Below are 12236 nucleotides of genomic sequence, written 5' to 3' on the forward strand. Positions count from 1 at the left end.
GAATACCATGAAGGATTCCTTGCTAAGCTCCAAACGGTATACACTTGACTCCTTCGATGCTGCTGAAACTGAATTGAAACTAAAAATTGATAGTTTGAGAAGTATTGGGTATCCTTTCTTAGAGTTAAACCAAAAAATTACCGATAAAAAACTTCTAGCTTCTATCCGTTTAAACCAAAAAATAGACACCTTATATATTGAAATAAAAAAAGAGGACTTAGATTATATTCCTAAGACTATTAAAATTGATGATCTAGAAATTAGCTTACCCTACCGGGATGTTCAGATCTTTCAAAAAACTATCATTGAAAAATTGAAAACTCAGGGCTTATCTTTTGGTAAATCATTTTTAACAGATCTGGAGTTTAAAAATGATCATGCTCTAAATGCAAATCTTGTGATAGACAAGGGCCAGAAAAGGAGGATTGACAAAGTCAATATAAAGGGATACGAATCTCTACCAAAAAGCTATATTTCCTATTTTACAGGTCTTAAAATAGGGTCTGAATTCATAGAGTCACGAATACAACGAAACACAGAAAAGCTCGACAACATTCCTTTTATATCTGTTAAAAAACCTACTGAGGTTTTATTTAAAAAGGACTCTACAGAACTCTTCCTATATTTAGAAAAATTTAATTCCAACACCTTTGATGGTTTTCTGGGTTTTGGGAATAATGAAAGCAACGACTTTGAATTGAATGGCTATCTAAACATGGTGCTTTTAAATAACCTGAATTTTGGAGAACGCCTTGGAGTGATTTATAAAAACGATGGGGATGGACAACGGACTTTTGAAGGGAATATCGAATTACCATTTGTGTTTACCTCTCCTATAAGCGTTGGTGCAGACTTAAGAATCTTCAGAAGAGACTCTGCATTTTCAAATAGCTCACAAACTGTTGAGTTAAAATATTATCTCAATGAAAAGCTCAACTTAAAAGGCACAGCAGAATTCACAAACTCGACAAGCCTAGAATCGGAAGACCTTAATTCGATATCAGAGATAGAGAGTTACAGCTCATCATTCTATGGGATTGGTGCAGAATTTCTAAAATTAGGCCCTAGGCGGCTATTTGGGGTAAATACGTATGTAAATGTAAATCTTTCTCTAGGAAATAGGAAAACAAAAAATAACACGGACCAGTACAAGCTGACTTTGAACGGCCAACACCAAATTAACATCAATTATCGCAACAGGCTCTACCTGAATCTCAATAGCCAAATCCTAATTTCTAATGACTTTCGTAACAATGAATTATTTCGCTTTGGTGGTGTTAACTCTATACGTGGATTTGCCGAAAACAGCCTTTTAGCCTCTAGATTTGCAGTCCTACAGACTGAATATAGATACATTTTGGATACAAATTTGTATGCAAATACTGTGATTGATGTAGGAAATTATGAAAATAAACTCAATAATATTAACGAAAACATAATGGGATACGGTGCAGGTATTGGTCTGAAGTCGAAAGCAGGGGTTTTTAATCTCATCATAGCAAATTCGGTATCTAACGTGCAAGAATCAAACTTTTCTAACACAAGAATACATATCAATTTCACATCTTTTTTCTAATAAAGATTATGTTGATATTAAGTTTTAACATGATCAATATTAAAATAATACTAATATAAGTTGTAGGATTAACTTTATTTTTTGATTTTTGGCGTAGGCTAATTCAAATAAACAAAAAAATGAGAACAAAGTTAAATGGAATTTTAACACTAATTTTAGTGTTATTCGTGCAGATAACCTTTGCACAAACAAACACTGTTACTGGAACGGTAACAGATCCTGACGGTCTCCCGCTACCAGGTGTAAACATTTTAATAAAGGGAGATAATACTGGAACACAGACAAATTTTGATGGAAATTATTCTATTCAGGCAAGTTCGAATCAAACCTTAATTTTCAGGTATGTTGGGTTTACAACTAAGAATGTAAAAGTAGGTAACCAACTTCAAATAAATGTGAGCATGGCTATCGACTCTGCTACATTGGATGAAGTTGTAATTACAGGCTATTCAAACAGGAATCAAACAGTAGCAACTTCTGCTTCAGTATCGATTTCAGCTGAGGAGATTGCTGAACTTTCTCCTACAACTAGTATTGATAATTTACTTCAAGGTAAAGCTGCTGGTGTACAGGTAACTGCTGCTAACGGTAAACCTGGGCAAGGTGCATTTGTAAGAATACGGGGTGTTACTTCGCTTGCAGCTGGAGCATCTTCTCCACTATACTTAGTGGATGGTGCACCTATTAGAGAGCAAGATTTAGCATCTATTCCTAATTCTGATATTGCTAATATTGAGATTTTAAAAGATGCATCTAGAACTGCAAGATATGGTTCTAGGGGTGCTAGTGGTGTTGTTATAATAACTACTAAAAGTGGTAACCGTAACAAAGACGCTAAAATAACTTTTAATTCAAGATTTGGAGAAACGCAACGTGTAGAGCCGAACTTTAAAATGATGAATGCTCAACAAAAGTTACAATATGAATCTGAAATGTTTGCTTTAGGTATTTCTGGTGCTGGAAGCTTACCTGGTGTTACAACCGAACCTGGAAGTGTAGAACGTCAATTTCTTTTGGATAACCAAACAGACTGGGAGGACCTTACTCTTAGAAAAGGAATAGTACAAAGCAATGCTATATCTGTTTCTGGTGGTGCAGATAAAATGGATTATTTCTTCTCTGCAGGTCACGATAGAAACACAGGTATAATAGATCAACTAGGCGGTTTTGAAAGAATAAACACACGTCTAAATGTGAATTTTGATGCTAAAGAATGGTTAAAAATAGGTGTAAGTGTTGGTTACTCTAGATCTACTAGTGACGAGCCTAGAGATAGAAACAACGTACAAAATCCATTTAGAGCAATGTTGGATTATAATCCATACGAAACAGAATTTGTTTTAGATGATGAAGGGAATCCTGTTTTGGATGCAAATGGAGATCCAGAATATTCAACAACTTCTACAGGATTTAATAATAGAGGTGCTTTATTATCGGAACCTTCTGTAGATATTAACAATCTTTTATCCTCAAGTTTTAGTGCTGATATTTTATTATCAGATAGTTTTACTTACAGTTTTAGAACCTCTATCAATAGTCTTAACTTTAGAAGTGATGGATATTCTAAACCAGGTGGTATTCTTGATGCCCTAATTGGAAGTGATGAATTCCCAGGAAACAAATTGGACAATGGTACTTATCGCTTTGACTTGACAGTAACTAATTCTTTAAACTATAATTTTACAAAAGGAAAGAATACCTTAAATGTACTTGGTTTATATGAGTATAACTTAAACGAATTTAGATCGTATTCTGTAAGAAGTAGAGGTTTTACTTCTCCACTGTTAACAACACAAATAAATGCTGCTGAAGTAACTGCCGGTAATACTAGGAGAAGTGAGTTAGCTTTGGTATCTTATGGTCTGTTTGCAGATTATGATTTTGATCAAAAATATCTTTTTACTGCATCAGGACGTGTTGACGGGTCCTCAAACTTCGGATCTGGAGAACAATACGGTTTCTTTTTTAGTACTAGTGCAGGTTACGATATCTCTAAAGAGAGCTTTTTTGACGTGGCATCTGTAGACGAATTAATCTTTAGAGGTTCTTATGGAACAACAGGTAACAGAGCAGGAATTAGTAGATATGCTTCGCAAGGAACAGTAGGTTTTGGATCTTACCCTGGAGGAAGTGCTACTGTACCAGCAAATATTGCAAATCCTGCTTTGAAATGGGAAACTTCTTTGAACACGAATATTGGTGTACAACTTAGCATGTTTAACGGTAGATTAACAGCCGTAAGTGATTATTTTATTAGAGATACTGAAGATCTATTATTCCAAATCCCTAGAGCTGATGAGGCAGGTGTAGGTTCTGTAGCTGGAAATCTAGGTGAAATTCAAAATAAAGGATTAGAAATCTCTTTACGAGGAGATATTATAAGAAACGATGACATAACATGGACAGTTGGAGGAAATGTTTTATTCTTAGATACGGAAATTGTTAGCTTACCCGACGGTGAGGATATAGCACCAAATTCTTTTAATATATTATATAGAGAAGGTTCTAAAATTAATGAACACTACTTAGTGAGATGGGCAGGTGTGGATCCAGCAACTGGACGTTCACAGTATCTGGATGCAAATGATAATGTTGTTTTCGCTGATGCTTTAACAGCCGAAGGTGCAGAAGATGCTCGTACACTTCAAGGAAAATCTACAATAGCAGATGTAGAAGGTGGTTTCTACAATGTTTTTAGATACAAAAACTTAAGTTTAAGAGGGGATTTCGTTTTTAAAAGTGGAAACTGGATCAATAATTTTGTAAGACAACAAAGAAACTCTGATGGTGATCAAATAAACAGCAACCAAGCAACTTCAGCTTTCAATTACTGGAAACAACCAGGGGATACGAATGTTCAACCAAACCCACGTTTTAGACAAGACGATATTGATGTAAATTCTGATAGATTTCTTGAAAAAGGTGATTATATAAGACTAAGAAATGTCACGTTATCCTATAATTTTTCTAAGGAAATATTGGATAAGACACCTTTTAGTTCTGTAAGATTGTATGCACAAGGGCAAAACCTTTTAACCTTTTCAGATTTTTACGGAGATCCTGAAGTTGGACTTTCTTCTGGTGAAACTATTTCTTTTGCAAATTCAGTTGCTCCAGGTGAAGCAACTCTGTATAGCTATCCGAATTTGAAATCATTCCAAATGGGACTTGATATAAGTTTCTAATCATAAAATCATAAAAAAATGAAAAATATATTTATTAAAAGTTTAATTTTTGTTTTTACCATTGGGTTTTTGACCTCATGTGAAGACAAGCTAGACCAAATTCCATTTGATGAGTTTGGAACTGAAAATGCATTTGTATCCGCCTCAGATTTTGAAAACGGAATAAGGGGTGTTTATGCCAATTTGGTAAGTGGGGGTCTTTATGGTTCATCAGATAATGGTTCTATTTTGACTGCGGCAGATGTTCTTTCCGATAATGTCACTTTAGCCACCGTTGGAAATGGAAGGCTAACTAAAAGATATTTACATGAATATACATACAATGTAAATATTACTATGTCAACCATGTATAGCAATGCTTACTCTCTTATATTTAGAGCAAATCAAATTTTACAATTTGCCGAAGCTTTTGACGGACAGAACAAAGCTAATATTGTAGCTGAAGCGAAAGCCTTAAGAGCACTTGCTCATTTTCATGTAGTAACATTTTGGGGAAAGATACCAACACAATCCGCGGATGCAAATTCCGGTTTGGGTGTCGCGTATCTATTTGAAGCAGACCCAAATGTAGAACCAGCAAGAAATACAGTTGGAGAAGTTTATGGTTTTATCGTTGACGATCTTACAGATGCTGCTAGGGATATAAATGAAAGTAATCCTGATGCTCGTATGGGTAAAGATGCAGTTAATCTATTACTTTCTCGTGTTTATTTATACATGGGACAATGGCAAAATTCGATTAATGCTGCAAATCAAGTATCTACGCCAGTTGCTGAAAGAGATGGTTTTGTAGGGATTTGGGATGACAGTACGGTTTCCGATAATGGATTGATCTTCTCAATTGAAAACGTAAATCCAATCTTGAACATCCAAATTGGAACAGCTTGGAACCAAGGAGTACCTCAAGCTTTAATTGCTGAATATGTAGCTTCCAAAGAACTTGTAGACTTATATAAAGAAGACGATATTCGCAAAGAAGCTTATATATTTGATGCTACTACTTCTGGTAACGACCTAAAGGCTATAAGAAAGCTTTTCGGAAGAGAAGGAGAAAATGATGGTGTAGTAGATTATAAGATATTCAGAGCTTCTGAAGCTTCATTAAATAGAGCTGAAGCTCACTTCAGATTAAACCAGTCTGCACAAGCATTAGCAGCTCTTAATGAAGTAAGAACAGAACGCTATTTAAACCCAGCAGATGGTGAATCTGGAAATGCATTATTAAGCGCCATAAAATTGGAAAGAAGGCTTGAATTTGCTTTCGAATATCAAAGATTTTTAGACATAAAAAGATATGGCGAAAGTGTACAAAGAGAAGCATTTGGTGATATCGCAGATGGTTCAGGCACACCTTCAGTACCACTTCTTCTTGAAGCAGGAAGCTTTAGATTCCAAATGCCTCTTGGTCAAAGGACTTTAGATACCAATCCAAACGCACAACAAAACCCAGGATATTAAAAAAATAAAATTATGAAACATATTTCAAGATTAATTGTCCTTCTATTGTTAACGTCCCCATTCATTTCTTGTGATGATTATGAAGATTTTGAAGAAGACAGAGATACAGTTGTAGGATTTAGTAGAGTTTTAGGAAGCAGCAATGTAAATCTGGATCCAGGAGATTCTAGAGATAAAACTGCTGTTGTGTTCGTTTCAGATGTATCAAATTCCGAAAGAAGCTTTGGAATAGAAATAGATACAGAAGAAAACGAAATTACAACTGATAATTTTACGTTTGATTCTCAAGTAATAATTCCTGCAAATGAAAGGACTGCAGAAATTACAATAACGGTGACAAACAATAGCTTACCCATAGAGTCTCAACGAATTGCTATAAAAATTGTAAATTCTCCGAATTATGTAACTGGAGGAAATGCAGGTTTGAATTCTAGAACGAGGTAATTACAGATTATTAAATCATGATAAAAAGGGCTATGTTATAAACACTTAGCCCTTTTTTTATATCAATAATATATTTTATTGTATTTTTAAACAAAAAAAATGAAAACAATTACAAGAATATTATCAATTCTTTTAGTCTTTGTATCCTTTATTAGTTTCAGTCAAGATGGCAAAATAATTACAGAAGAAATTGAAAGCTATGAAGAAGCAAGAAAAGAAAAAGTTAGAGTTTATTTAGAGAATCACCAGAATTATAAATCAAATCGGTTTAGTGTTTTAGTAGATATCATTAATGGAAAACCCATTCATGTCGAAAACCACAATCAGAAAGCTGCCAGAGCTACCAGAACCAATTTATTACAATTGGGCGGAGATTTAGGTTTAGATTTAGAAGGTGAAGGCTTAAAAATTGGCCTTTGGGAAGTAGGTGGTCACCCTTTACTCAACCACTTTGAATTCAGAGATGATAATGGAGACAGTAAAATAACTGTCTCAGACAATGTAAGTCAATCTAGTTTCCACGCCACTCACGTAGCTGGTACTTTGGCCGCTAAAGGTTTGAATTCAGGAGCTACTGGTATGGCCACAAAAGCAAACTTACTAGCTTTCGATAATTTAAGTGATGTTACAGAAGTTTTGGCACAGGCAAGAGATAACGGCTTATTATTGTCGAATCATTCTTACGGTATTCCAGTTAGAAACTTAGATGATAATGAATGGGTTATGGGTGCTTATAATAATTCTGCTAGAACGTGGGATGCTGTTATCGAATTAAATCCATCTTATTTAATGGTAGTCTCCGCTGGAAATGATGGTAATGCAGTATATGATGGTGGTTTAGGGTCAAGATTGGATAAATTAACTGGAGAAAAAAATGCTAAAAATAATTTGGTTGTAGCCAATGCTTCAGATGTTGAATTAGATGATGATAGCAACATGGTTTCTGCGACAATTAATAGCAGTAGTTCACAAGGACCAACTGATGATGGAAGAATAAAGCCAGATATCACCGGATTGGGAACTCAACTTATATCCACAAGTAATGCTAGCACCTCAGCTTATGGCGTAGCTACAGGAACTTCGATGTCTGCTCCAAATGTAACTGGCTCTGCAGCTCTATTACAAGAACTTTATAGTCGATTAAATAACAAATACATGTTAGCTTCAACACTAAAAGGTTTAATATGTGTAACAGCTGATGATTTTGGTCTAGAAGGGCCTGATCCAATTGGAGGATGGGGTATAATGAACAGTAAAAAAGCGGCTGAAGCCATTATAAATAACGAAGATATAACGATGATCTTTGAACATACACTTGTAAATAATTCAACCTATACGTTTAATATAACAAAAGATCAATTTCAAGAATTGGAAGTTGGAGTAGTGTGGACGGATGTAAGAGGTGATGCCTTAGAAAACGATATTAATAACCCAAGACCAGCACTGGTTAATGATATTGATTTAAAAATTATCGGCTCTGATGAAACAGAATATTTTCCATGGAAATTAGACCTGGAGAATTTAACTTCGCCAGCAATCAAAGGAGATAATACTGTAGATACTGTTGAAATTATCAACATAGACAATAGTTCTAATGATACCTATACAGTTGAAGTTTCACACAAAGGGACACTTGATGATGAAACTCAGATTGTAAGTATAATAGTAACAGGAATAACCACAAGCACGCTAAGTTCTGAAAACTTCACTACAGAATCTATAAGCTTTTGGCCAAATCCAGTTAAAGATAACCTGAATATTTCATCAAAAGATTTTGGATTCAGTAATGATGTAAGCGTATCCATTTATGACATGATGGGTAGAGAAATCTTAAGTGTAAGTGATTTCAGCAATCCCAATGCTTTGAGTGTAGATCTAAGCTCTCTATCAAATGGTGTATATATTGTAAACTTAACTGATGGTGAACAAACTATCAATAATAGAATCATTAAAGAATAAGTAAGTATTTTATAAGTTTACTAAAGGGATTGACATGATTTTGTCAATCCCTTTTAATTTTAAAATTATGTAAAAATTCCACATTATTTCTGGAATACATAATAGTGTTGAAGCCCTAAGACAAAAAGATATCACAAATGATACTTGACTTATCATTCAGATTTAAGATTTTGAAGCAAATGCGGGATGTGGAACTGGAAGTTACCCAGTAGCCCTAAGATTCACAAAACAGACTGGAAACTAAAATTTGATAATTTTTAAAAATTTTAAAGCCGCTTCATTTTGAAGCGGCTTTTTAATTTATAAAAAATTAACTTGCGTTAAAGTATTAAAATACATACATTTAATAAAAAAAAATGAAAAGCATATTTACATTATTATTTTTATACATTTCAATTAGTGCGACTGCTCAAATGAGTCCTCAGGAATTTTTGGAGGAAAACAAGAAAATACAACAAGAAAAGCAAAACCGCATCACTAGTTATTTGGAGATACATCCAAATACAATTTTAAAAAATGAGAACTCTCTCCTATGGGATGTCATAGACAATCACCCGATCTACATTGAAAATTTTAATGCAAAAGCAGCAGAAGCTACAAGAACAACATTTTTAGCTCCAGATGGAGGGTTAGGTTTAAATTTGATGGGAAGAGGCTTAAACATTGGGATTTGGGAAGTAAGTGGAATACCACAACTAGATCATCCAGAATTCGTAGATAGAGTGGTCCAAGTGGATGATGAAGATGAAGTGAGCTTCCATGCTACACATGTCGCCGGAACACTCATTGCAAGCGGTCTAGATGAAGAAGCAAAAGGTATGGCTCCACTTGCAAGGTTAAGTTCGTTTGGAGCTTCAAATGATGTCGCTGAAGCTTTTAACGCTTCTACACAAAATGGTATGATTATATCCAACCATTCTTATGGAGTACCAGTAAGAAATGCTGATGGGGTAGAATGGCTGATGGGAGCTTATAGTTCAAGTTCAAGATTATGGGATGCCATTTCCAATAGCGCGACTTTTTACTTATCTGTATTTGCTGCGGGAAATGACGGAAATGACGAATACGAAGGAGGGCTACAAGAAGGATATGATAAACTTACAGGAAGTACAACCTCTAAAAATGTACTTGTTGTGGCTAATGCTAGACTTGTTAGTTTAGACGATGAAACAGGAGAAATGACAAATGCCTTTATGAATTCAAGTAGCTCACAAGGACCAACAGATGATGGTCGTATAAAGCCAGATATTACAGGATTAGGGACCTCTATTAAATCTACAGCTCCGGGTAATGGTTATGGAACAGCAACGGGGACTTCTATGTCTTCACCAAATGTGGCAGGCTCCGCTTCACTATTGCAGGAACTTTACACTAATTTGAACGGAACCTTTATGCTATCTTCCTCCTTAAAAGGACTTATTTCAATAACAGCAGACGATGCTGGACCTTTAGGACCAGATCCTGTATTTGGTTGGGGTGTAATGAATTCAAAAAGAGCAGCAGAAGCTATCATAAACGATCAGGGAAGTGACTTTATTAGGGAGAAAACTTTAGCTCAAAATGAAATTCATACCCTTCGATTTGAGAATACATCAGGACTGATAATGAAGGTTGCCATCGCTTGGAACGATCCTGCTGGAATTGCCTTGAATAGTGTTTTTAATGACAGAGCACCCGACTTAGTAAATGATCTTGATCTAAGGGTGACAAACTCAACTGATAGTGAAGAAGTATACGAGCCATGGCTATTAAATATGGCGGACCTTGGGGGTCCTGCACTAATTGGGGACAATAGTGTAGACAATATTGAAATTATAGAAATAGATCAACAAGGTATATTTGATATAAAAATATCACATAAAAATGAATTGTCTCAAGAAGAGCAAGTTTATAGCCTTATTGTTCTAAACGGTAAAGAGCAAACTTTATCTAACACAAATTTCGGATTAAATTCTATCACTTTCTGGCCTAACCCAGTTAATAATAATCTTAACATTACCGCCAAAGATTTTGGGTTTAGTAATGGTGTAAGTGTTTCAATCTATGATATGATAGGTCGAGAAATCTTAAAGGTGAGTGATTTCGGCGATCCCAATGCTTTGAGTGTAGATGTAAGCTCACTATCAAATGGTGTATATATTGTGAATTTAACGGATGGTCAACAAACTATCAATAGAAGAATCATCAAAGAATAAGTGGGTATTTTATAGGTTTACTAAAGGGATTGACATGATTTTGTCAATCCCTTTAGTAAACCTATAAAATTATGTAAAAATTCCACTTCATTTTTGGAATACATAGTAGTGCTAAAGCCCTAAGACAGAGCAAAGATATCAAAAATGATACTGAACTTATCATTAAGATTTAAGATTTTGAAGCAGATGCAGAGTGTGGAACTGAAAGTTACCAAGTAGACTTAAGATTCACAAAACAAACTGGAAACTAAAATTTGATAGTTTTTACAGACAAAAAATAACTTGTGTTAAAACATTAAAATACATACATTTAATAAAAAAATGAAAAACTTAATCACAGTATTCTTATTATATATTTCATTTAGTGCCACAACACAAATGAATTCTCAGGAGTTTTTAGAGGAGAACCAGGAAATACAACAAGAAAAACAAGACCATATTAATAGCTATTTGCAAATGCATCCAAATGCGATTTTAAAGAGTGAGAACACTCTCCTATGGGATGTCACAGACATTAACCCAATTTATATTGAGGATTATAATGCAGAAACAAGAAAAGCGACAAGGACAATATTTTTAGCTCCAAATGGTGGAAGCCCAGAACCCGATCATCCAGAATTGGTCATGAATGAAGGAAGAATGTTCGCCACGACAAACGATGATATTATTGTAACAGATGGTCCATTTTTCCGTTCTCCTTTTCAAGACAACTCTAATGTGACTTATTTTATACCAGAAGATTATTTTGTTGGTGAATACACGGTTGGACAAATATCAAAACAACAAAATGCTTTTGCTGGTTCAGCTGGTCCTGCTTTTTCAGAAGCTGAACAAACTGTTACTGTTGAACGTAATGGGACTCAAAGAATATTTACTTACACTTATTTCCCTGAAGTTTTTGCTAGTGAAATTACGATAACACTCGATTTAATTTGTGGTGAAGTTTTCGTAACAGGAACAGGAAGTAACTTATCTTGTGATACAAATATATCTTTTATTGGACAATCTACACCTGAAGTTCCGTCGACTTATAGTGTCGAAAATGACATAGAGATTTTATTAGATCTCATAGATTTCGAACCAGATGGAGGTTGTGGAACAGGTGGTTACCCAGTAACCTTAAAATTTACAAAACAAAATTTATCTAACACAAAATTTGAATCGAATTCTATCTCTTTCTGGCCTAACCCAGTTGACAATAATCTTAATATTACCGCCAAAGATTTTGGATTTAGTAATGATGTTAGCGTATCCATTTATGACATAATGGGTAGAGAAATCTTAAGGGTAAGTGATTTCAACAATCCCAATGCTTTAAGTGTAGATGTGAGCTCACTATCAAATGGTGTATATATTGTGAATTTAACGGATGGTCAACAAACTATCAATAAAAGGATCATTAAAGAATAAGTAAGTATT

At 34.7% G+C, this 12236-nt stretch carries 7 protein-coding genes; all 7 read left to right on the forward strand.

The window, feature by feature from the left end; genetic code table 11:
• Nucleotides 1-7: 7 nt before the first annotated feature.
• Entirely contained in the window at nt 8-1576 is a 1569-nt protein-coding gene (locus tag P700755_RS04755) for a ShlB/FhaC/HecB family hemolysin secretion/activation protein (protein WP_245536003.1), read from the forward strand.
• A gap of 119 nt (nt 1577-1695) precedes the next feature.
• Nucleotides 1696-4761 carry a SusC/RagA family TonB-linked outer membrane protein gene (locus P700755_RS04760; RefSeq protein WP_015023600.1) on the forward strand — a complete coding sequence of 1022 codons (3066 nt, stop codon included), beginning with the start codon at nt 1696-1698 and terminating at the stop codon, nt 4759-4761.
• Between the two features lie 18 nt (nt 4762-4779).
• Nucleotides 4780-6219, forward strand: a complete 1440-nt coding sequence (locus P700755_RS04765; protein ID WP_015023601.1) for a RagB/SusD family nutrient uptake outer membrane protein — start codon at nt 4780-4782, stop codon at nt 6217-6219.
• A 12-nt stretch (nt 6220-6231) separates the two neighbouring features.
• Nucleotides 6232-6663 carry a hypothetical protein gene (locus P700755_RS04770; protein ID WP_015023602.1) on the forward strand — a complete coding sequence of 144 codons (432 nt, stop codon included), beginning with the start codon at nt 6232-6234 and terminating at the stop codon, nt 6661-6663.
• A gap of 99 nt (nt 6664-6762) precedes the next feature.
• Complete coding sequence (locus P700755_RS04775; RefSeq protein WP_015023603.1) at nt 6763-8622, forward strand: S8 family serine peptidase; 1860 nt, start codon at nt 6763-6765, stop codon at nt 8620-8622.
• Nucleotides 8623-8978: 356 nt separating this feature from the next.
• Nucleotides 8979-10817 carry a S8 family serine peptidase gene (locus P700755_RS04780; RefSeq protein ID WP_015023604.1) on the forward strand — a complete coding sequence of 613 codons (1839 nt, stop codon included), beginning with the start codon at nt 8979-8981 and terminating at the stop codon, nt 10815-10817.
• A 321-nt stretch (nt 10818-11138) separates the two neighbouring features.
• Nucleotides 11139-12227: a T9SS type A sorting domain-containing protein gene (locus P700755_RS20555; protein ID WP_015023605.1), complete on the forward strand. Its 1089-nt coding sequence runs from the start codon at nt 11139-11141 to the stop codon at nt 12225-12227.
• Nucleotides 12228-12236: the final 9 nt, after the last annotated feature.

Source organism: Psychroflexus torquis ATCC 700755, assembly GCF_000153485.2.
Lineage (GTDB): Bacteria > Bacteroidota > Bacteroidia > Flavobacteriales > Flavobacteriaceae > Psychroflexus > Psychroflexus torquis.

Bases quoted from the DNA above. Each gene is read 5' to 3' on its own strand.
- P700755_RS04765 (WP_015023601.1), top strand. From the start codon at position 4,780: ATGAAAAATATATTTATTAAAAGTTTAATTTTTGTTTTTACCATTGGG.
- P700755_RS04755 (WP_245536003.1), top strand. From the start codon at position 8: ATGAAGGATTCCTTGCTAAGCTCCAAACGGTATACACTTGACTCCTTC.
- P700755_RS20555 (WP_015023605.1), top strand. From the start codon at position 11,139: ATGAAAAACTTAATCACAGTATTCTTATTATATATTTCATTTAGTGCC.
- P700755_RS04775 (WP_015023603.1), top strand. From the start codon at position 6,763: ATGAAAACAATTACAAGAATATTATCAATTCTTTTAGTCTTTGTATCC.
- P700755_RS04770 (WP_015023602.1), top strand. From the start codon at position 6,232: ATGAAACATATTTCAAGATTAATTGTCCTTCTATTGTTAACGTCCCCA.
- P700755_RS04780 (WP_015023604.1), top strand. From the start codon at position 8,979: ATGAAAAGCATATTTACATTATTATTTTTATACATTTCAATTAGTGCG.
- P700755_RS04760 (WP_015023600.1), top strand. From the start codon at position 1,696: ATGAGAACAAAGTTAAATGGAATTTTAACACTAATTTTAGTGTTATTC.